At 27.5% G+C, this 23,672-nt stretch carries 17 protein-coding genes; 7 read left to right on the top strand and 10 right to left on the bottom strand.

What is annotated here, in order from left to right; translation table 4 throughout:
• Positions 1–86: 86 nt before the first annotated feature.
• Complete coding sequence (locus JXZ92_RS03710; RefSeq protein ID WP_205852018.1) at positions 87–1,547, top strand: hexose phosphate transporter; 1,461 nt, start codon at positions 87–89, stop codon at positions 1,545–1,547.
• Positions 1,548–1,564: 17 nt separating this feature from the next.
• Here JXZ92_RS03710 and secA read toward each other — a convergent pair whose 3' ends face one another.
• The 3 genes from secA to JXZ92_RS01445 form a co-directional block, all read right to left on the bottom strand.
• Positions 1,565–4,087: a preprotein translocase subunit SecA gene (gene secA / locus JXZ92_RS01455; RefSeq protein ID WP_205852017.1), complete on the bottom strand. Its 2,523-nt coding sequence runs from the start codon at positions 4,085–4,087 to the stop codon at positions 1,565–1,567.
• A gap of 57 nt (positions 4,088–4,144) precedes the next feature.
• The gene (locus JXZ92_RS01450) at positions 4,145–4,375 is read right to left on the bottom strand and encodes a hypothetical protein (RefSeq protein WP_241006920.1); all 231 of its coding nucleotides are present in this window, start codon (positions 4,373–4,375) and stop codon (positions 4,145–4,147) included.
• Positions 4,376–4,456: 81 nt separating this feature from the next.
• On the bottom strand, positions 4,457–5,674 hold the full coding sequence (locus tag JXZ92_RS01445) for a YitT family protein (protein WP_205852015.1): 1,218 nt from the start codon (positions 5,672–5,674) through the stop codon (positions 4,457–4,459).
• A gap of 272 nt (positions 5,675–5,946) precedes the next feature.
• Between JXZ92_RS01445 and ptsP the strand changes: the two genes are divergently transcribed.
• Positions 5,947–7,647: a phosphoenolpyruvate--protein phosphotransferase gene (gene ptsP / locus JXZ92_RS01440; protein ID WP_205852014.1), complete on the top strand. Its 1,701-nt coding sequence runs from the start codon at positions 5,947–5,949 to the stop codon at positions 7,645–7,647.
• A gap of 23 nt (positions 7,648–7,670) precedes the next feature.
• Here the strand turns inward: ptsP and JXZ92_RS01435 are convergent, their stop codons facing one another.
• Complete coding sequence (locus JXZ92_RS01435) at positions 7,671–9,002, bottom strand: MATE family Na+-driven efflux transporter (RefSeq protein ID WP_205852013.1); 1,332 nt, start codon at positions 9,000–9,002, stop codon at positions 7,671–7,673.
• 253 nt (positions 9,003–9,255) lie between these two features.
• On the opposite strand from JXZ92_RS01435, the gene JXZ92_RS01430 reads away from it, so the two are divergent.
• From JXZ92_RS01430 to mip, 3 genes are read left to right on the top strand one after another with little or no spacing between them, the layout of a single operon-like run.
• Complete coding sequence (locus JXZ92_RS01430) at positions 9,256–11,598, top strand: putative immunoglobulin-blocking virulence protein (RefSeq protein WP_205852012.1); 2,343 nt, start codon at positions 9,256–9,258, stop codon at positions 11,596–11,598.
• A gap of 37 nt (positions 11,599–11,635) precedes the next feature.
• Positions 11,636–13,990, top strand: a complete 2,355-nt coding sequence (locus JXZ92_RS04150) for a putative immunoglobulin-blocking virulence protein (RefSeq protein WP_205852011.1) — start codon at positions 11,636–11,638, stop codon at positions 13,988–13,990.
• Between the two features lie 10 nt (positions 13,991–14,000).
• Positions 14,001–17,033 (top strand): Ig-specific serine endopeptidase MIP, encoded by a 3,033-nt coding sequence (mip, locus tag JXZ92_RS04145; protein ID WP_205852010.1) that lies wholly within the window; start codon positions 14,001–14,003, stop codon positions 17,031–17,033.
• Between the two features lie 39 nt (positions 17,034–17,072).
• Here mip and JXZ92_RS01415 read toward each other — a convergent pair whose 3' ends face one another.
• The gene (locus JXZ92_RS01415; protein ID WP_205852009.1) at positions 17,073–17,807 is read right to left on the bottom strand and encodes a nitroreductase family protein; all 735 of its coding nucleotides are present in this window, start codon (positions 17,805–17,807) and stop codon (positions 17,073–17,075) included.
• Between the two features lie 170 nt (positions 17,808–17,977).
• Here JXZ92_RS01415 and JXZ92_RS01410 point away from each other — a divergent pair, with 170 nt between their 5' ends.
• Positions 17,978–18,379, top strand: a complete 402-nt coding sequence (locus JXZ92_RS01410; protein WP_205852008.1) for a hypothetical protein — start codon at positions 17,978–17,980, stop codon at positions 18,377–18,379.
• 79 nt (positions 18,380–18,458) lie between these two features.
• On the opposite strand, the gene rpsR is transcribed toward JXZ92_RS01410, so the two are convergent.
• Genes rpsR through rpsF form a run of 3 tightly spaced genes read right to left on the bottom strand, consistent with a single transcriptional unit; the run spans position 18,459 to position 19,759 of the window.
• Positions 18,459–18,719, bottom strand: a complete 261-nt coding sequence (gene rpsR, locus JXZ92_RS01405) for a 30S ribosomal protein S18 (RefSeq protein WP_205852007.1) — start codon at positions 18,717–18,719, stop codon at positions 18,459–18,461.
• Between the two features lie 18 nt (positions 18,720–18,737).
• Positions 18,738–19,301 (bottom strand): single-stranded DNA-binding protein, encoded by a 564-nt coding sequence (locus tag JXZ92_RS01400; RefSeq protein WP_205852006.1) that lies wholly within the window; start codon positions 19,299–19,301, stop codon positions 18,738–18,740.
• A gap of 29 nt (positions 19,302–19,330) precedes the next feature.
• The gene (gene rpsF / locus JXZ92_RS04140; RefSeq protein ID WP_205852005.1) at positions 19,331–19,759 is read right to left on the bottom strand and encodes a 30S ribosomal protein S6; all 429 of its coding nucleotides are present in this window, start codon (positions 19,757–19,759) and stop codon (positions 19,331–19,333) included.
• Between the two features lie 187 nt (positions 19,760–19,946).
• Here rpsF and topA point away from each other — a divergent pair, with 187 nt between their 5' ends.
• On the top strand, positions 19,947–21,806 hold the full coding sequence (gene topA / locus JXZ92_RS01390) for a type I DNA topoisomerase (RefSeq protein WP_205852004.1): 1,860 nt from the start codon (positions 19,947–19,949) through the stop codon (positions 21,804–21,806).
• A 36-nt stretch (positions 21,807–21,842) separates the two neighbouring features.
• Here topA and tyrS read toward each other — a convergent pair whose 3' ends face one another.
• The gene (gene tyrS / locus JXZ92_RS01385; protein ID WP_205852003.1) at positions 21,843–23,087 is read right to left on the bottom strand and encodes a tyrosine--tRNA ligase; all 1,245 of its coding nucleotides are present in this window, start codon (positions 23,085–23,087) and stop codon (positions 21,843–21,845) included.
• Positions 23,072–23,662 carry a TyrS-associated PheT N-terminal domain-related protein TapR gene (gene tapR, locus JXZ92_RS01380; RefSeq protein ID WP_205852002.1) on the bottom strand — a complete coding sequence of 197 codons (591 nt, stop codon included), beginning with the start codon at positions 23,660–23,662 and terminating at the stop codon, positions 23,072–23,074. The genes tyrS and tapR overlap by 16 nt, the downstream gene beginning before the upstream one ends.
• Positions 23,663–23,672 lie beyond the last annotated feature (10 nt).

Here is a 23,672-nt window from a genome sequence, read left to right as displayed (position 1 = left end):
ATTTTTTGCATTTTTTTTATTAATTTTAATAATATTGTTGTATTATTTATTAAGTAAAATTAAGATTTAAAAAGAAGGTTAAAATAATGATTGATAAGGCAATTAATTTTTTGAAATTTTATAGCGAAAAACATAAAGTTGGATATGGTATATTTTTATGATTTTTTATAATATTCTCATATTTAATTTTTATAACTAATTGAGGTTTTGCAGGAGCCTTAAATGGCCAGGGATACATAGAAGGTGGTGATAATTTCGGAATATTAGCTCATTTTAGAATTATCAAAGATAAATCATTTGATTTTATGACACAAGCAACTAATTGAGGTATAACTCTCGGAAGAGGTATTGGTTCAGTAGTTGTAGCACTATTGTTAGTAAAATTATTTCACAAAAAAACAACAATAATAGCTATTTCCCTAACATTATTCGGGATACCCGCACAATATTTACCTCACTCTAACGGCTATTATGCATTATTCTTGATCATGCGTACTTTAATGGCAATAGGTGGAACAATGACAATAATTTTAACACAACCTGTTGTTGCAAGTTTTTTTAATAAAAAACAGAAATCTATGCTTTCTTCTTTTGGTATTTTAACTTATCCTCTTGGTACTATAATTGCTATATTGCCCTTTGTGACAACAAATATCGAAGGTTCTAAAACCATAGTTAAAAATTGACAATTAATATTAACAATATTAAGTTCACTCAATTTAATACCATTAATTGTTATGATAATATTCGGTTTAAAGTTTGATGTTCCAACAAAAGCTGAAATTACATACGCAAAAAAAGAACAGAACGGATTTAGAATTTTATGAAAATACTTAAAAACTAAAGAAACTTACTCATGAATTTTATTATTTGGAGGATGATTAAGTGCTTCAGTTTTTCCAGTTATTTTTACAATGAAGATGTTTCAAGATATTTCTGGAATATCAAATGAATTTAATAAAACTCTTAAAATATGAGTAATAATATATTTATCAGCAGTCTTTATTGGACCATTAACTGTTGGTGCTTATTCTAAATACAATATAAAAAGAAAATGATATATAGCATTACTATTAGGACTAGGAATTTTATTTTATATATTATCTTTGGTTATTTTTAAAACTTCTGTAATTAAAGAAAATATTGTTGGTTATGTTTTCTTATATATATTTGGATTTCTATCAGGATTATTTTTATGAGGAATTCAAGGTGTTATTTTGAATTTACCTCATGAGTATAAAAATAATAATATAAGAAAAATGTGTTGGATGTTCTCTTTAATTTGAGGATTAGGATATATTATATTCACAGTATTTACAATAATAGTATCCTTAATACCAATAATTGGTAATTCACTAGGTTATAATAACACTTTAGTTTATGCAATAATCGGGTTTATTATCATTGTACTTGTTTCATTAATTTCCATAGTAGGCATTCTACTATTAAAAGAACCATCTGAAGACGCTCAAACTCTTCCGAATTGATGTGTAAGATTGATACAAACATTTAACAGTAAAGATGGTAATAAAAAATCAAAGCAATAGTTGCTTTGATTTTTTATTTAGTTAGTGTTTTCTTCGTTTTCTTGTATTTCATTCAATCTATTTTTAATTGCACTATAAAAACTAATTAAATCTTGTTCTTGTTCTTCTAGTGATTTATTGACATCAAACGAAAAATTTTGAGCTATTTGTTGGAAAACAGGATCATTTTTTATTTCTTTTGTTAATAAAGATTTTCTACCAATTCTATTTGAAAAAACAGATAACATAACTTCATAAGCAATATCATCAATCATTGCATCAAATAGTTTAGTTCCTTCTTCAGTATAAATTTGATACGGGTTTTTTTGTGAATATTGAACCAAATTAACATTCGATCTCAATTTGTCCATTCTGTTAATATGAGTTTGTCATTTATCATCTAAAACACTGATTATAGTATCTCTAACAACTGAATTAATGGTTTCTGTATCTGAATACTCTAAAGCGTTTTTTATCCACTCTTCAAATACATTTAAAATAATATTTGACACATAATTGGTAAGATCTGTCTCGTGAATCGAACTAATTTCATCTAAATTAAAATTAAACTCAACTAATTTACCTATATTTTCATTTAAGAAATTTACAAGAGCGGCGTAATTATAAGAATGATTATGTAGTGTATATTCTCTATTTTTGACTATTGACCTAGCAGAAGAAGTTATCATACCTCTCATAACTTTTTGAATGTTTGTAGTTACTAGTATTAAATCTCTTTGAGAATAAATTAAATCTCTTTGTTGACGAATAACATCATCATAATTTAAAACCGATTTTCTTGAATCATAATTAAATCCTTCGATTTTCTTTTGCGCATGATTAAATGCAAATTTTAAATTTTTCGAAGTTATTTCCTTGCCTTGAGAATCAGCATACGCTTCTATCAGCGAATCATAACTTGCAAACCTTTTCATTAATTGATCGTCTAAAGAAACAAAAAACTTACTTGTTCCAACGTCTCCTTGACGCCCAGATCGACCTCTAAGTTGGTTATCTATTCTTCTTGAAGTTGCTTTATCAGTACCTAGAACATATAAACCACCTAATGCGATTGCTTCTTGTGAAGGTTTTATATCTGTTCCTCTTCCAGCCATATTTGTCGCTATAGTAACTGATTTAACTTGTCCTGCTTTAGAAATTATATCCGCTTCACTCGCATTTTGTTTAGCATTAAGAACAGTATGTGGAATTCCTTTTTCTAATAATAATTTATGTAATAACTCTGATTCTTCAATCTGTGCTGTACCAACCAAAACGGGTTGTCCTTTTTCATATAATTCTTTAATTTTATTAACAACAGCTTCTCACTTATCTGTATAATTTGCAAATATTGAATCAGGCTCATCAACACGAGCAATAGGTTTATTTGTCGGAACAACATTAACTCTCATATTGTAAATATCTATAAATTCTTGTTCTTCTGTTTTTCCTGTACCGGTCATACCACAAAGTTTTTTAAACATTCTAAAGAAATTTTGATATGTAATAGTTGCTTGCGTTTTTGTTTCTGGTTCTACTTCTACTTGTTCTTTTGCTTGTATAGCTTGTTGTAAACCTTCAGAATAACTACGACCATCCATAATACGGCCTGTAAATGCGTCAACAAGTTCAATTTTACCTTCTCTTATTATATACTCAACATCAATTCTCATAACTTTATGTGCTCTTAAAGCATTTTGAATTAAATGTATATCTTCAGAATTCTCGATATTATAAATATTTTCAGTTTGGTAAAATTTATTCGCTTTCGCAATACCGGAATGAGTTAAAGCAATAGCCTTGCTTTCCTCATCAATAATATAATCCTCAGAACCTAAAGTTCTTACAAATTGGTCGGCAGCAAAGTAACTTTTTTCATCAGTTTCTCCACCAGAAATTATCAACGGCGTTTGAGCTTCATCTATTAAAATTGAATCAACTTCGTCAATTAAACAAAACTGTAAACCTCTTTGGACTTTTTCTCCAATTGTTTGAACCATATTGTCTCTAAGGTAATCAAATCCTAATTCAGAATGAACAGAATAAGTTATATCACAAGCATATGCTTTACGTTTATTATATGGATCCATTTGAGCTTTATTAATTCCAACTGTTAAGCCTAAAAACTCAAAAACAACACCCATTTCTTTTGCGTCACGCTCTGTTAAATATTCATTAACAGTTGATACAATAGCACCCTTTCCTAAAAGCGCATTTAAATAAACAGGAGCAATAGAAGTAATAGTCTTACCCTCACCAGTTTTCATTTCTGCAACTGAACCTAAATCAAGTAAAATACCACCTAAAATTTGGACATCATAAGGTCTTTTTCCTAAAACTCTTTTTGTCGCTTCTCTCGCTACAGCAAATACATCATTTCTAATATCATCAAGTGTATAACCTTGTTTTAATAAATCTTTAAAAAATTGTGTTTTTGACTTTAATTCTTCATCTGTAAATTTGGAAACTATTTTTTCAAGTTTATTAATTTTCTTGAGCGCAGACTCTGCGATTCTCATTTCAGTCGTCTTAAAATCTAATAATTGCGATAAATTCTTCATATTATTTTAATTATACTTTTTTTTATTTAATTAATAAATAAAAGTTGTTAACTCAAATTATAAAATAGTATATTGATCATTATTCGTGTTTTTTACATCATCATCTCACTTAAATGTTGTTAATTTATCTTTAATTTCACCTTTTTTACTAAAAGCCGTTCTAAAAAAACCTAACACTGTAGCCAACGAATTTATAAAAAGCGGAATTCCGGCAATTAAAGAAGTAAAAGCAAATCCAGGTTTAATACTTGTCATTTTATCTTTTTCAATTTTTTTTAGTTGATTCAAAACCATTTCACCTCCTTTCGCTATATATTTATATTTTTTTCGTTTTACAAACTAAATAAATAAAAAATAGCGTTTTTTCCGCTATTCAACATAATTTGTATTAAATTTACCGACTATTTTTCTCTCATCTGTAATCGAAATTCATATATTTGGATCTATGAATTTTAAATCATGAATTAAGTTTGGGGACTCTAAAATTAATATTGATGTAGTTATCTTTACGCCCTGTTTACCGGTGTAACCAGATTTAAATCTTTCAATTCTATACGAATGTCAGTATTCAATTAATTTAAAATAAGCAAGTATCTTATCAGGTGTATTGCTTACAATAGAAAGAGTTACTTTTTTATACTTTGGATATATTAAATCAACTACATAATTAATCACAAAAACATATATAAAAGTCGAAATTTCTCGAACTCCAAAAATAACTTTATGTTTATTACCGTTTGCATCTTCGACTTCATTAGGTCTTAAAAAAGCAAAAATAATTAGAAACATAATTGCGGTTACATAACCAATAATACTTAATGTAAAACCTATATTTTTTTTAGCTTTCATCGAAAAATAATAACCAATTACGTCTGTTCCTCCGGTTGATCCACCAGCTTTTCAAGAAAGAGAAATACCAATACCTATTAAAGCTGCTCCAATCATTGTATAAAGTAGATTAGAAGGGTCGTTATCATGAACTTCTTTTAAATTCACTTTGCTAGTTAAAACAAATTTTTCGTTAAAAAAATTTAAAACTGATTCTTGATCAAAAATTGTTGTTTGAACTAAAATTTGAAAAAGCATAAATAATACAGTTAAAACTAAAAAAGACCTCTTAATTTTTCATCCAAATATTAAAAATAATGGAACATTTATCGCCAAATATATTAGTGAAAAATATTTTTTAGTAGATTCAAAAGCATAATTGATTAAAGTAGGTATACCTGTGACACCAGAAGGTATGGTTTGGGCACGCCTTAGGAAAATGTAAGTACCTAAATTAAATACTATTGCAGCAACTAAAATAGTTAAAACTCTTCATCAATATCTTTGAAATAATATTTTTAAGTCTATTTTAACTTTTTTGTTGTTTTTTAAGTATATACCCATTTTATACTTAAGTTTTTCTTTTTCTAATTCAATAGCTGCATCGTTATTAACTAGAAGTATATCCTGATTATTTGATGTAGATTCTTGTTTAAAAAAAGCTGATTTATATTTTTGTATTTTTTTAAAATCCATATTTTTTTTCTTTAAATCTGGTACTAAATTTGAATCTGTGTTAGTTGATTTTTTATTATTCATAGTTATAATTGTATTATATTTTTAAAAAATGAAATTATTTTTTTATTTTATATATTTAATGCATAAATAATGTATTATTATTACGAAAAGCCGCATAAAAAAGTCCATTTTATCTTAAAAATAATTTAACATAAATTTTATTAGTTTTTAAGGATATTTTATGGCATTGTTTTCATGTTTTTTTTATTCATTTAAATGATATAAATTTTTTACATGTTTAAATAATTAAAAAATAATTAAAGTCAATAACACAAACAAAGTGAGGTAAAATTATGAAAATAAAAGGTATAGGCGCATCAAACGGAATTGCTATTGCTGAAGTTTTTAAAATCGAAGAACTTCCGGTAGATATAACTACTAATACCGAAGATGTAGAAAAAGAAGTCCAACTATATGAAAATGCTAGAAATGTTGTTTTAGAGAAGTTAAACAAAACAAAAGAATTGGCTAGCAACGAAGAACACAAAGCAATTTTTGATGCTCACATGGGATTTGTTTTAGATCCTGTTGCAATAGAAACAATTAATAATAAAATAACAAGCGAAAAAATTAGTGCTGAACACGCAATAAAAACATTTTATAATGAATTTGCATCTATTTTCGAAAATATGGAAGATGAATATATGAGAGAAAGAGCTGCAGACATAAAAGATGTATTAAAAAAATTATTGTATGTAATTAACGGTATTGAAGAACCTGATTTATTAAACATTAATAAAGAAGTTATTATTGTAGCAGAGGACTTAAGTCCATCTCAAACGGTACAATTAAACAAAAAATACGTTAAAGGTTTTGTAACTAACATTGGAGGGCCAACTTCACATACAGCTATTATGGCTAGAAGTTTAGGAATACCATCAGTTGTTGGTACTAACACAATAATGAAGAATGCCAAAAATGGCGACATTATAGCTCTTAACGGTGCAAAAGGTGAGGTTATTGTTAATCCAAATCAAGATGAAATGAACGAATACAATAAACTCAAAAATGAATATGATGACTATTTAAGAAGAATCAAAGAATTAAAAGGTAAAGAATCAAAAACCAAAGATGATCATCATGTTGAATTAGCAGCAAATATTGGTACACCAAAAGATTTAGATGCTGTTTTAGAAAACGACTCGGAAGCGGTTGGTTTATTCCGTTCAGAATTTTTATATATGGATAACGATCATTGACCAACAGAGGAAGAACAATTTGCAGCTTACAAAGAAGTTGTTGAACGTATGAATGGAAAAAGAGTTGTTATAAGAACTCTTGATATTGGTGGAGATAAAACTCTTAAATATTTTAAATTCCCAGAAGAAATGAATCCTTTTTTAGGATATCGCGCAATTAGATTTTGTTTACAAAATCCAGATATATTTAAAACACAACTACGTGCTTTAATAAGATCGAGTGAATTCGGTAAAGTAGCTATTATGTTTCCGATGATAACAAATGTTAAGGAATTTTTAGATGCTAAAGCCGTTTTTGACGAAGCATATGAAGAAGTAAAACCTAAATATCCAAACATTAAAAACAAAAATGAAATTGAAGTAGGATTAATGATGGAAACACCTGCGGCAGCAATACTTTCAGATAAGTTTGCAGAGTATGCGGATTTTGTTTCAATAGGTACAAACGACTTAATTCAATATTCAATGGCAGCAGACAGAATGAACGAAAATATCTCTTATTTATATCAACCACTTAATCCATCAATTTTAAGATTAGTTAAACATGTTATCGATGGAGCACACAAACACGGAAAATGAGCAGGTATGTGTGGAGAAATGGCTGGTGATAAAAGAGCGGTTCCCTTATTAGTTGGACTCGGATTAGATGAATTTTCAATGAGTGCATCAAATGTTTTACCAACAAGAGAATTAGTAAATAAATTAAGTTTTCAAGAAATGAAAGATTTGGCAAGTCAAGCAGTAGAATTATCAACAGAAGCAGAAGTTCTTGAGTTATTAAGAAAAATAGCTTAACAAAAAATAGATGTTTTAGGCATCTATTTTTTAATTAAATTCGATATACTCATTTTTCTTTTTTTAAGAAATCAATAAAACATTCCAAATGTTAAAAGAGAGTCGACCGCTATACCTCCACCAAACATTAGTGTTATTGATTCTAAACTCGGAATTCAAACATTAGTCTTATAAAGTATAAACATTATTCCGAAGAAAGTTATATTGACAAATAACGATTGAAATAACATGTAATTTGTTTTACCAAAACCATAAAATATACTATCAATAATATTGTTGTACGCAAAAGTAATATAAAAACCTAAACTAATTAAAGCTAAATGATAAATTATTTTATGATTTTTTAATCCCATTACATTTTTTAAAAAAGGATCTCACCCCGGGATTGTTAAAAATCAAATCAATATAACTAAACTCACAATAACAAAATATCCAAATGTGTTATTTTTAATAGCTTTTTCTTTATTCGTACCAACTTCAGCTTTGATTAACTCTCCAAGTTGTAATATAGGAAGTAATAATCAGCCTCAAATAAAGCTATTTGCAGTTCAAAAATCACCAGCTGAACCAACCATATTTACCATTTTAACAACCATGAACATAAAAAATAAATTTCTAACTAAAGTTTCTAAACCAGACAATCCGCTTATTGGCAAAAATTCTCTAAATCACTTAAAATCTAGTTTAGAAAGTTTTCAAATATTAATTTTTTCATAATGTAACAAGATAAAACTTACTATAAGCAAAACAGACGAAACTATTATATTAGTTATAGCAACACCATTTACTCCTAATTGTAAAGAAATACTTAAATTAGAAATGAAAAAAATATCTAAAATTATAATTAAAAATAATTGTAAAAATAATGGTATATAGATATTTTTGTCTTTTTTCATTGTTATTAAGGAAACCAAAATAAATCTAAACATTATGTTAATAATACTTGCAATAGACTCTAACCTAACATAAGCAACGGTTTGATCAATAATAGACTCATTTTGAGCCATCGCTATTGTTAAAGGCCTAGCAGCTCCAATAACAATAAATGTTAAAAGTAAATAAATTGAAAAAGTAAATAACATACCTGTTTTCAACCTATTAATTAATTTTTCTTTTTGACTAATAACGGCTCCAACAAAGAAAAATAAAGGTAATATAAAGGACTCTTGAAGAATTTCATATAACAATTGAACTCATTGCATTTGAGCAGCAATAGAGAAGGTTCAAACATTAGGAACTTGACCTAGTCAATAAATTCTTATTGTATTGTAAATAGTTGGCAAAAACCCAAAAAACAATAAAGCCAAAAACATTCTTAAATTAATTCCTTGAAATATTTTTTTATGAATAACCATTTTAAAACTCCTTTTCATTTTTAATAACAAATTTATTTTACAAAAATAAGGTATAAAAAATAAAAAAAAGAATAAAATAATAAAAATTTATAATAAAAAAACTAAAAAAATGAATTTTTATAATTATAAAATAATTATATATACCTATATACAAGGCATAAAAGTAATAATGTTTTGCTATTTAAAAAATTTGGTAAAATATTTTTTAAATTATTAAAAGAATATAATTTAATTGTATTAAGGAGAAATGAATATGTTTAGTAGAAAAGTAAAAGTTAACTTGATTATAGGACTTACAAGTGCATCAGTTAGTGCTTTATCTGGTGTGGTAGTTTATGCTGCTAACAATTTAAACTCTAACTATAATCAACCAGGTTTTGTAATAACAAGTAGTGATGCTAAGATTATTAGCAAAAATAATTTAGATTTAGACGTTTATACTCCAAGCGTTGTTGATAGAAACATCAAAGAAAAACCTGAACCGAAACCTATTGAAAAACCTCAACCTAAACCAATTAAAAATGTAATTATTGACAGGCCGAAACCTATTGAGGAAAAACCAAAAATTGAAAAACCAAAAGAAGTTATTCCTGAAGTTATAAAAGAACCAATCAAACCAAAAGAAGAACCTAAATTAACTCCACAAGAACAACCTAAACCTAAACCCAAAGAAGAATATAAAACCAAAACAATTAAAAAAGTTTATCAAAACTTTGGAGAAGTAGAAGTTAGTGTTACAGAATTTCCGGAAAGACAGGATTTTAGAAATGATGTTGAAAAAGGGATTGTTAACAGAGTTCCTTATAGAGCAGAAATCACACCAGATTTAAATGGTATTACTGTGACTGATCAATTAATTGCAAGAACCGCTGAAAACGCGAGAAAATCGATTTCAACTAAAATAAATACATTTAAGTTTATTCTAAATGAATTTAATTTGGACTCAAGACAAACTGAGACAGCAAAAAAATCACTAATTAGACAAAACGAAGATTATTATATTGACATAGTTTATAAATTTGGTAGACTGCTACAAAATGGAGATAAAATAAAAGAATTCCTTACAGATGAAGGGGTTCAAAAATATGACCAAATAAAACAAATACCAGGAACCTATGAGTATTACGATAGAGCCGGTAACCGCCATGAAATTAAAATTAGCGACATTGCTCTTATAACATATATTGATTTCGAAAAATTTAAAAACCCTACACTAAATGCTAGAAAACAACTAGAACAAGGTTATTTTATAGACCCAGATGATCCTAATATTTACATAACTGAAAATGGGGAATTAGACTCTCATACATACTCACCAATTGTAAATAAAGTTATAGCAGAATATGAACGTAATAACACCGAAAAAAGAGTTTTTGGATTTAAAACCATTTATACTCGTAATCCTGAACAAATTGCAAACGGTGGATATTATGGTTGAAGTAATAGAGATGTAACTTCAAATTACGCAAGCGAACATAATTTAGATATTCAACCTGGCGACGGAATTAAAGTCGATCACTTAACAAGAGATACAAGAGAAGAAGGAAAATTAAATGAAGCAGATGTTATTACAATTGACGCAAGTAATAATATTGGATATAAAAAAGCTCTCAAATTAATTAATGATATAAAAGAAAAAAATATTCCAGTTGTAGGATTTAGATTTAAAAATATAGGTAAAAACGATAGTTCACAAAAATTTAAAGATATTTTTGCGGCATTACCTAATAAAATACCATTATTAGAATTATTCTTAGAAAGTACAAACACTTCATCATTAAGAGCTCTTAAAGATAAAGAAATTGATGAAATGGCATTTTATACAACAACAAATTCTTTAGTTGAAGAATGAAACTTAAATCCATGAGCAGTTAAAGGGGCAGCTTGAGTTAATACAGCCGACTATAACGTAAGTTTCGGATATGCCTCCGATGCAAAAATAGTTTCAAGAATTACATTTGATAGTTTATCTTTTGACAAGGAAGATTTTATTAAGACAGATAACGGAGTAGATGCAACTTCAGTCAATAACGGATTGCGTATGGCATATTGAGTTAGAAATAATGAAAAAATATTCCAAGGTGGTTTTGGTCCAGGTTTAAAACCTGACAGAAACGAAGCGGGCAACAGTTATCCTGTTGGTTTAGATTTAAGTAGGGTACCTGCAATGAAATCTTTAAGATACTTAGTTTTTAATGATATAGAACATAAAAATCCAGGAACAAGAAAATTAAGAAGATTAGTTTTATTTAATGATAGAGATTATTTCGAAATAGATACTAACGAAATAAATAATGCTCAATTCTATGATATTATTGATAGAAATTCATTCAATGTTCCTAAATCAAAAATTATTTTTAGTAACGGAAAAACAACCAATAAAATACGTATTAAAGGAACTTCAAAAGGTCATACTCTCAACCCGAGCGGATTTAATAACTTAAATACATTAATTGATTTTAGTGATAATACTTTTAGTAGAAACACTATAATCGAAGTTCCACAAGATGAAACAAATTTAATTAATCAATTGAGAAATAGTGGATACAACGTAAGTACATACGACGAACAAGAAGGCGATATCCAATGATCATAGTTCAAATTTATGATTTAAATTTAATAGGAGGAAAGTAATGCATTTTTTAAAATTAAAGAAAAATAAGATAAATGTGGCTATCATTATTTCCTCGTTAGCTATTTCCACTTCTTTGGCCGCTGGTGTTTATAATTTTTCATCAGGAAAAAATTCAAGTGAATACGAATTTAAAATAGAAAACACAAGACCAAAATTAATTAATAAAAATAATTTAGATATTGTCAGAGGTGAAACTTCAATAATTGATGATAATTTAAAAGAAATTCCACAACCAAAACCTATTGAAGAACCTAAACCAGAACCAATTAAAGAAAAAGAAATAATCAAAAACAAAATAAATCCTAAAAGAGAAAAAATTGCTCCTAAACCAATACCTAAACCAATAGAAAAACCCAAAATAATTACTCCTAAACCAATACCTAAACCAATAGAAAAACCCGAGTCAAAACCAGTTGAACAACCTTCACCAATTGTTAAAGTAGTGCCGGAACCTGTACCTGAAGAAGTTAAAGATCCAGAACCTAGTCCGTCAGATAATAGGGCAGTTATTGATGGAGTTAGAGTTAGAGTAAAAAGAGAATTTCCGAAAGAACCGGTTGTAGAAGAATATGATATTAATAATAAATTAAATAATAGGATTAAATATATTGATTTAATAGGGACTAAAATCACAAGCATTGAAGCAACAGAAGAACTTAGAAAAGCTCAAGTTACAAAAGCTACAGATTTCTTATTTACTAATAAAAGCTTATTTAAAGCACACATAGAAGATTACAAACAAATAGTAAAACAAACTGAACAAACTGGTAAAACTTGAGATTGAGAACTTTATTTTAGTAGACCATCTAATCAAAATACTTTTAGCAAATTTGAGGATAGATTTGGATTGTTATTTGATCCTAAAAACGAAAAAAACTTTGTTAATTTTTTAACAGAGCAAGGACAAAGAGAGTGGCCTGAACATAAAAAATTATATGAAGGCAAACCATATGAAAAGATAAAATATGAGAGACTTTTATGATTAATGAGTAATTTAGATCAAACTAAATTAACAAAGATTTCTAACGATGTAGAGAATCTTTTCAAGGAAGGTCATACTTTAGGAGCGGAAGGTTCATATATAAATGAAAAAGGTGAAATAAGCAGTCATATAGGTGCCGTTCCCGATGGTCATAACCAAACATTAAATAGATATTATAGAGATAATATTGAAAAAAGAGCGTTTGGATATAATGATTGAATGTGGAGAACTGGCGGACAAATTAAAGACGGCTTATACCCTGGATGAGAAAAAAGAAATATAAAAAGTGATCCTAAATTTAAAAAATATAATATCCAAAACATTGATGGTATAGAAATTTATGAACTTACAAGAACCAATAATGACCCTGCAATCAAGAGAGAAAAAGGTACTGTTGTAAGTATTGACGCAAGTGATGATAGAGCTTACGAAAAAACCAAATCATTAATTGAAGAACTTACAGAAGATAAAGTTGAAATAACTTCATATAGAATATTAAACATGGGTCAAAAATCAGCAGGTCAAAAATTCAAAGACATTTTAAAAGCTTTACCCAAAAAGTTACCGCAATTAGAATTATTTTTTGATGCGGCAGCTTCTAATACTTCATCATTAATTGAACTTGAAGATAAAGAAATTGACGAACTTTCGTTATACACAGAAGGTAATTCGTTAAAAGAAGAATGAAATCTTAACCCACTTTCTTTCCGTAATGTTGCTTGAGTAAACAGCATTGATTATAACGTAGGTTTTGATTATAAACCCGGTTCAAAATTAGCTACAAGATTAGTATTTAATACAATTTCATTTGATAAAGGAGACTTAATAGAAAATGCTCCAAATGATGTTGCTAAATTTAAACGTATCAACGACGGTCTAAGATTGGTATATTGAGCAAGGCACCACGAACCTTTTTTTAGTAGTGGAGATTACTCGTACCCAATGAATTTAGATTTTAGCAGAGTCCCACAAATTAGATCACTCAAAAATTTAGTATTCACCGACATAGTTCACCCAGAAAAACCACAAAGAAGACTTAGAAAAGTTAATTTATTTAATACTGGTTCTTACTTCGACATTTACGCAAACGAACTAAATGATGCCGGATTTTCTAAAAATATGGTTATAGGAGAACCGGGACCACCCGAAACCAAAATTACCTTTTCAAATAATAATGAAACTCAATATGTTTACATTAAAGGAAATACAACTTTAAGTACAAGTGGTATTAACGAATTAAGAACTTTAATATCATTGGGTAAACTTAAAAATACAATAAAAGTGGATAAAGAAAATATCGCTTTAATCGAACAACTAAAAGCAAATGGATATGAAGTTGTTGATAGTGATGAAACATGAGAATTTTCATAGGAGATAAAAAATGAAAAAAAATAAATGAACTAAATTGTTATCCTTAACATTCGGAATGACTTCGATTGTCACTGCAATTTCGTGTGGAGCAAACAATAAACAATCTTCTGAAAAAGCTAATAGCAATTCTACTAATAGCTCAGAAAATGAAGATCAACCTACAAGTGCAATTGATATCAAAAAGAATAAAGTTACTGATTTAATAAATTTCTTACCAAACGATGTTAATAAGGACGAATTTATCAACAAAATTAGAGAAGCGAGCGATGATAAAGCACTCGATGCAATTAATAACGAAATAAAAAAATCAATATTAGAAAATGGTAATTCTGAACAATTAGTAAAAACAACAAAAGAAATTTCGAGAAGGATAGTTGACCAATCAAAAAGAAGTGAAATTAATTCAAAAATAGATGATGCTAATAACGAAACTAATGTATCTAACAAAAATAAACAACTACTTAATTTATTTTTATCAGCAACTCAGGAAGCAGAAAAACCTGCAACCGAAGAACAAAAAAAATTATCTAAACAAAAATTCACTGAAGTAGTTACTGACCCAGCTGAAGGAACACATTTTAATTTCGCATTTGAATCTATTAGAAATCAAAGTAAATCTGAAGTTTTACCTTCACAAGTAATTAGAAATATGTTATTAGATAAATTTGTACCTACCGATGAATATGCATGATTCTTAGATATAGAAGTAAATAACGCAAAAGGTGTAGAAGGAGAAAAAAATCCAAACAAAACAGGAAATGTTGTTTTTTATGTTACATTTAAAAATAGATTAACTAGAGAGACATCAGAAGTTAAACAAATTCAAATTTCTGGTTTTAAAAGCAACCAACAAGGTACTGACGAAAACGGAGAACAATACGGTGGAACTGAATTAGGTGGATTACAAAAACCTACATCAAACAACGAAATAACAGAATACGTTAAAAAAACTCCAATCGAAAAATTTAAATATGACGATAACATTTATTTAACTGCTTTAAAGAACTATATAAAAAGTGCAGGCGATTTACAAGCAATTAGACCAGAATTAACATCAAACACTGACGAAAACATAAAATTCTTCAATAAAAAGGCCGAGGAAGTTGGTTTTAGCCCTTACGAAAGTGCTGTATATAAAGGATTTACATTACCAAAATATGGATCAAACAATAGTGTAGAAGGTTTAGCTTTAAATGATGTAATGGAAATAGGTAAAAAAGATTCGTGAGTAGATTCTTTAGGAAAAAAACCTGGAAACGATCAAGGTTTAGCTAGAACAATAACAAACAAAAATTATTTAGATGCATCTTACATTACATATCACGTAGAAATTAATAATTATTTAGCTAGTGAAGATGAAAATCAAAGAAACCTATTAAGAAAGCACGTTAAGAACCCTGAAAAATTAAAAGAATTTGCAGAAAAAATAAACGACAAAAACGCAAAAGATGAATTTATTAGAAGAATTAACGAAGCACACGGCGATACTATGGAAAATCCTCTTCAAGATTATTTAGAGCAAATAACAATCGATATTTTTAGAGCATTAGTTCAACAAATGAATGGCGATGAAAATGGTGCAGCTAGAATTTACACAGATTACTTAAATAAATATAAAGATGTTGTTTTAAATAAAATAAAATCAGATAATGAAATAAACGAACAAACCAAACAAAACGCAGAAAACTTTATAAGAAAAGCACAAAGTATGTGAGATATTCAAAATAAATTTATAGACTCTCAGGATGTTATTGCAGGAACCATTTGAATTATGGATTACGAGTTACCTGAAAGCGGACATTATCCAACTAAATTTTACTTTGGTACAAACTTACATGTTGCGGATGCAATAAATCCAAGTAGATTTGCGGGAATGTCAATAACAAATGTAAATAAGGAATCTGTTAGAGGTGATTATTCAAAATTAAAAGTAATACCACTAGATTCTGATAAATATAATACAGGAGTTATTCAAAAAGAATCGTTAAAAAGAATTTTTGATGCTAAAGATTATTTAAAAACAAATCCATCACAATATTTGATAAATAAACAGCAAGAAAAATATAAGGATGTACAAGAATTTCTTGATTTTTCAATATTTGAAATTGATTTCGAAAAAATTTCAACCAACGAATTAAAAGGTAAAAGTCCTCAAGAATTTGCAAAATGAATAACAAATGATTATGCAAATTGAAAGGACGAAGATAAAGTTAAGTTTAAATCAGAATCATATTTAAAGAATTATGAAAAAATAAATAATCCTATTTTATCTAGAAATGTAGACTTAAATAAATTGGATCAATTAATTATTTTAGGTTATCCTAAATCAAAATCTAACAACTGATTTGATTGATTTATAAAACAATACGTTGAAGAAGATCAAATGAAAGTTCGTGAACATGGTTATAGCTTATGAACAAATGCTGATGGGGATTATTATAATAAAACTGTGACAGAAGACGAGTTCGATAAAAGAACAAAAGAGAAACTTGACCGTGGTAACTTTTTATCATACAATGTTGCTTGGCGTGGTTTTATAGACAAACCAGGTGTTGTCGACGCTTTCATTTCTTCACCAACCGTAGGAGCAAAACAAAAACCATTTGATAACTTATATGTTTCTGACGATAACAAAAAATACATTTTATACGGTCTTGAATATCTACCAAGAAATTATGTTCCGGGTGGTGGAGCTTCGGGAAGTGGTGTGAGAACAAAAAATAACGAAATGGTTTCTGTATATCACGCAAGTTTTCAAGGAGCTAAAACCGGATTATCATCTGCTTTTAGATCAGAAGGATATAATTATAAAGGTTTATTCGGAGATTATAACCTACCACAATATGATTTAATTTATGGTGGTGGGAAAGATCAACAAAATTCATATCGTGAAAGTATGGAAAAACTTTTTAAAGAAAATAAAGTTAAAAATACATGACTATTCCCTAATGGTTTTGAAAAAACAAATATTCCTACAGAATTCCAATTTGACAATAATAAATTAATAGAATATACACCAACAAAAAATACATCAGATATTTAATAAAATTAAAATGAAAGGAAAATGCTTCCTTTCATTTTTTTATTTAGTTAGTTCTAAATCTCAAATTTCTTCAATAAGTTCAGTTTGAACCGAATGTCTTTTTGCCGAATTTATTGAAGAGTCCACATAATTTAAAGGATCTATATTTGGAAAAGATTCCTTTATATAATCCACTAATTTTGGATTATATTCCTCTATATCCGAAGATATTCTTTCAATATCATAATTATTCATAAATACACGATTAATTTTAGGCTTAACTAAAGTATTGTTATTAAGTTTATTACCAATTGTAAGACCAATGACCGGAAATGCTTGTCCTTTTATATTTAATAGTTCAATTATTTCTTTTGCTACATGTCTAACAAAACCAACAAAACATGTTCCAAGCCCTAAATCAATTGCTTGATCTTGTGCGCTAGTAGCTTGAATAAAGGCATCGCCAACAGCTATAGTATATGTTTCTGTTGAATTCTTATTAAATTTAACATCAGGATTACTTTTTAAAACCATATTCATCCTATTAAAATCTGCTAAAAATATAACAAAAATAGAAGCTGTTCTAATGTGAGTTCCTTTAGGATAAAGTTCCGCTATTTTATTTAATATAGTTTTATCAGTAATAACAATAGCACTTGATGAATGTCAGTTCGAAGAAGTTGGTGTATTTTTAATTGCATCTATAATATATTCTTTTTCTTTTTCAGAAAGTGGATGATTTAAATCATATTCTCTAATACTTTGTCTTGCTAAATTTTTTTCATGAAAATCCATAATAACTCCTATCTATATAAAATTATATCACTTTAAAAATACATTTTTTACCTATGTCTACTTTGAAAAATTTTTAATTTAAAAAATGAATAATAAAATTTTGAAAAAATACTTCCGTTTTTTTTTTTTTTTTTAGAATTATATTGATTAATTAAAAAAGAAAGGTAAAAATGGATAAAAATAAAAAATTAGCTTTAACAAATTTATTAAGTAAAATTCTTATCTTAATACTTATAATAGTAATTATAGCCATAAACGTAACAAGCGCTGTAAAAGCAACCAACAATTATAACAATTATGGATATGGTAATTATTACACAAACAAAAGTGAAGTTTATAATAGTGCTAAGGGAGTTTTAATCGGTTCTATAATAATAGGAATTTTATTATTTGCATTTTCTATAGTAATACTTGTTACTCATATTATTTTAGCTATAAATACAAAAGACAAAATTAGAACTTTGTTATTAATTGGATTCATCGTTCCGTTTGCAACTTTTGTTGCCACAATAATGATTTTAAGTTCTTCTAAAAAAGAATTTGTAAACAAAAATAAAATAATTACTGATTAAAATTTAATCAATACAAAAACCTCTCAAAACTTAAATTGAGAGGTTTTTATTATGAATTTGTAGTAACTTATTAATTTAATTATTTTGATAAGTTACGAACACGAACTACTGTGTAAGGCATTAAAGCAATAAATCTAGCTCTTTTAATAGCTGTAGATACTTTTCTTTGATGTTTTGCACATGTACCTGTAATTGATCTTGATTTAATTTGTCCAGTTGCTGATACATAACCGTTTAATAATTCAACGTCTTTGTAGTCAACATAGTTAGATTTGTTTTCACAAAATGAACACACTTTTCTTCTACTTGAAAAAACTTTTTTACGTTTGTTGTAAGCCATATTAATCTCCTTGAAATATTAACCAAAAACCTCTTGGTCATCCGGTTCATTATTTTCGTTTTCAGAATATCCGCTTGTAATATCTTCGAAGTTATGTTTACTATTCATAACATTATTTTGAACCGAATTATTATTTTGTCATTGGTTTTGATTGTTAAAATTATTTTGTTGTTGATAGTTATTATTAAAATTATTATTAAATCCATTATTTGGCATTTGTTGGTTGTTATTGTCGTTATTTCTCAATCTTCTTTGGAATTCATCTTTAGATTCCAAGAATTCAAATGTATCAACAACAACATCAAACGACCTAACTAATTGATTAGTTTCTCTAGAAGTATAAGTATTTGTTTGTATACTACCTTCTATCATAACTTTAGAACCTTTTGTTGTGTTTTTCGCAATTAATTCTGCTGTAGATCTTCAAGCAATAACATTAATAAAATCAGTAATTTCATTATTAGAAGAATTTGATATTCTTCTATTTATTGCTAATGTGAATCTTGTGTATCCTACACCTGAGCTTGTTGCGTTATACACAGGGGTAGATGTTAATCTACCTATTAAAATAACTTTATTCATATTAAATAACTACCTTTCTTTCTCGAAAATTATTTTTCAACTTTTTCAGTTTTTACTGTTGTACGTCTTCTTGGTTTTTCAGTATTTTCAGTTGAGTTATTTTCATTTCTTGTGTTGTTTTTATCGTATGGTTTGAATGTTCTTCTTTTTCTGTTTGGTTTTTCTTTTTTAGAACTATTTAAACCTTTTTCGCTATCTAAATTAATTACAAGTGTTCTTCAAATTTGTTTAATGATATTTGCACGACGTGTAAATTCCGCAGGTAAGTTAGCTTCCGTTTCAACTTCTGCTTGAATGTATTGTGCAAATTTAGATTTATTTATTTCGTATGCTAATTCGTTTTTCTCTAATTTTTCAGCTTTTTTAACTCCTGCACCGAAAACTTCATTAAGTAAATCAAATGCAATTTTAGAGTCTGCTTTAGGATCAACGATCATCATAATTTCGTATTTAACCATTTTTTATCTCCTTTTGGTCTTTCTGGGCAATATTTGCCAAGGAGTACTCTATACATACTCATAGTTAATTATATAAAATTTTGTATATTTTCTTAATAATATTTTAAGAAATTTAAATTATAAATTTAATAAATATTAAAATGAAAAACTTGACAAAAAACTTAATAATTGTGATATATTTATGGTTATGAAAAATTTAGTTATTGTCGAGTCACCAAATAAAGTAAATACAATTAAAAAATATTTAGGTGACGATTATGAAGTTATTGCTTCAGTAGGTCATTTTTTAAAAATGAAAACAAGCGGAGAATACGGTTTAGGTATTGATTTTGAAAATTGAGAACCTTCTTATTCTCTAGAAAGAGGCAAAAGTAAATTAGTTAGCGGAATAAAAAGTGCATTAAAAGAAGCTAAACATGTTTACATTGCAACAGACCCTGACCGTGAGGGTGAAGCGATAGGATCACATATTGTTGAATATTTCAAAATAAAACCTGAAATGTACTCAAGAATTAAATATAACGAAATAACAAAAGATGCAATTTTAAAATCTTTTGAAAAGGCAAGCGTACTAGATGAAGGTTTAGTTGATGCACAAAAATCTAGAAGAATGTTAGATCGTATCATTGGTTTTAGAGTAAGTCAATTGATTAGAAAAAAATTCAAAAACTCTCCTGGTACGCCAACTGCGGGTAGAGTTCAATCAATTGCACTTAAGCTTGTTGTAGATAGAGAAAAAGAGATAAATGCTTTTATACCTGAGCAATATTACAAGTTGAATGCAAAGTTAGTAAATAATGATGTTTTAGCTATGTATTTTAATTCTGAAAATAGTTCAGAAAAAAGAGAATGAATCGAAACAAAAGATATCGATAAAATTAAAAAAGATTTTGAAAACATAGATCTAAAATTAGAAGTAATTAATATAACAAAAAGTCAAAGAAAAGTTGGAGCATTAACACCTTTCAAACAAGCTACATTATACAAAAAAAGCCCATTAAGTTCTTCTTCTACACAATCTGCGGCACAAAATCTTTATGAGGGTTATGGAGATGGAGGATTAATAAGTTACCCAAGAACCGATAGTTCAAGAATGTCGCAAACTTTTGTGAATGAAGCTCATAAATTTATTGCTAAAAAATGAGGAAAAGACTATATAGCTGAAGAAATAAAAGGCTTTAGTGGTGATCAAGATGCCCACGAAGCTATTAGACCAACAGATTTAGAACTGACTCCAGAATTAGCAAAAAGTAAGTATCCCGAAATGTCAGAAAGTGAGTTAAAAGTTTATAAATTAATTTATGAAAACACCTTAATGGCGCTAATAAAACAACCTATTAGAGAAAGTAAACAATATACTTATAAAACTAAAGAATATATGTTTAAAAACACTTATTCAAAAATTATTTTTGATGGTTATTATATAGTTACAAATAAAGAATTAGAACAAAATGATCCAAATTATCAGCTAAATCAAATTGTTGCTGTCGAACAATTTAATTTTGAAGAACATGAGACAAAACCTGCTCCAAGATATAATGATGGAACATTAATTGAAAAACTAGATGAAATAAAAGTAGGTAGACCTTCAACTTTTGCTTCAACAATTAAAATAATAAAAGATCGTGCTTATGTTAATATGCAAGGTAAACAACTTGTACCTACAGAATTTGGTATAAAAGTAAGTGATTCTTTAATAAATGCCTTTCCAGATATTTTTAATGAATTGTATACAGCTTCAGTTGAAGAGCAATTAGACAAAATTGCAGATAATGAACTCGAAAAAAATAATTTAATGGAAGCTTTTTGAAACAAATTTCAAGTGGCATTAGAACAAGCTACAGGTAAAATGAGTGTAGTTCAATTTGAATTAATTGAACTTGATGAAAATTGCCCACAATGTGGAAATAAATTACTTATTAGAAATAATAAAAAAGGACAAAAATTTATCGGATGTAGTAATTTTCCTAATTGTAAATACACTGCTAGTTACGAAGAAGGTAATAATTCTTCAAATAACGATAAGTACGATGAAGAAGAAGAATAAAAAAATCGCAAAATGCGATTTTTTTATTTATTAAAATTAAAAAATTATTTTAACAATATAAATAATTTTTTTACCAACGTGCAATAACGCGTATTTGTTGTTAAAATATTCTGAATAAACAACAAAATCTTCGTTTACTGGCTTTAAATTAAATTTAATTGCCTTATTTTGGATAAATTCTCTTGCTTCTCTTTTAGATTTTAAAATTGATTTATTGATTAATTGTTCTATTAAATTAGAGTCTTTTTTAATTTCTACTAAAGGTATTTCTTTTTCAAGAGAAGATAAAATATTAGAATCAAAACTACTCAAATCAAGTTTTTTATTATATAAAATTTCGCTTATTGTTTTTGATTTAATAGCCTCGTTTTCTCCATGAATATTTTTAATAACCTCGTATGCTAGTGTTTTTTGAGCATATTGAGATGATGTATTAGAATCATGAATTTCCATAATTTCATTTATTTTTTCAATAGGTAAAAAAGTTAATCATAAAAGTAATTTTTCTACTATAGTATCAGTTTGTTTTATTAAAAATTGATACATATTAAAAGGCTTTGTACGTTCTTTATCGAGTCACAAACTACCTCCACCTGTGGATTTACCGAATTTATTACCATTCTCATCAGTAAGAAGCCCGGAAGTAAACACAAAAGCTTCATGATCGTTTCCAACAACTTTAGAAATTATTTCTAAACCTGTTGTAATATTTCCTCATTGATCTGAACCGCCAAATTGGACACGTACATTGTACTTTTTATAAAGTTGAAGAAAATCTCACCCTTGTATCAACGGATATGAAAATTCAGTAAAACTCAATCCCTTTTCTAATCTTCTAGCAACTGAATCTTTATTAATCATTGTTGATATGTTTACTAATTTTCCAACATCTCTTAAAAATGTTAAAAAATTCATATCCTTATAAAATTCAAAATTATCAATAACTTCTATCCCAAATCCTTCTAGTTGTTGTCTAATTTTATTTTTATTTTTATTTAAAGTTTCGCTATCAAGCAATTGACGTTCGCTATCTCTAAAAGAAGGGTCTCCAATCATACCGGTAGCACCACCCAAAACACCAATAACTTTTCAACCATATGATTTAAACCTTAAAAGTATTGCAATTTGAATATAATTACCAAGGTGTAAACTATCAGCTGTAGGATCAAAACCAGCGTAAACAGCACTTTCATCGTCAGTTTTATAAAACTTTTCAATATTACTTGTATCTTTGAGAATACCTCTTTTTTCAAGGTCTTTTAAAACTAAATGTCTTGACATAAATCAAACTCCTGTCCCACTTGTGTCTCATCGCCAAAAATTAAACCATCTCTTTCAATTCCTAATGTTTTATAGCTTGTTACCATACCGTTACTTTCTATATTCATAACTTTACCACTTAAAATTTCAAGTCCTGAGAAGGTGGTTGCCCCAATTCTAGCAAACACACACACTTTTCCTTCTAAAGTATCCAATGTATTCGTTATTATTTGAGTAGTTTTTTCTTCATTAAAATTAACCTCTAAAACAAACAATTTATTACTTTTTTCATGAATAGTTCTTTTTAGGATTTTACCATATTGAAACATTTTTATAGGTTTTATCACTAATCCTAGTTTATTAGCCTCATCTTTAATGATATTAATTTGCTCGCTACTTAATCTAAAAAATTTATTATTATTTTCAATAAAATACTTCTTATTATCCAAAATATTTATTGAAGAAACATTCTTGTTTTCGTCAACAAAAAATACTATTTTATCACCATAAATTTTATTAATTTTTTTAATATTTGAATTAACAAAAACAATACTTGTATTTGCGAAATTTTCATTTAAAACATTGCATATAATCATTTTTATATTA

The sequence above is a fragment of the Mycoplasma sp. CSL10137 genome, assembly GCF_017116845.1.
GTDB lineage: Bacteria > Bacillota_I > Bacilli_A > Mycoplasmatales > Metamycoplasmataceae > Mycoplasmopsis.
The sequence above is the reverse complement of the archived record's forward strand: the minus strand, read 5'-3'. Positions and strand labels throughout refer to the sequence as shown.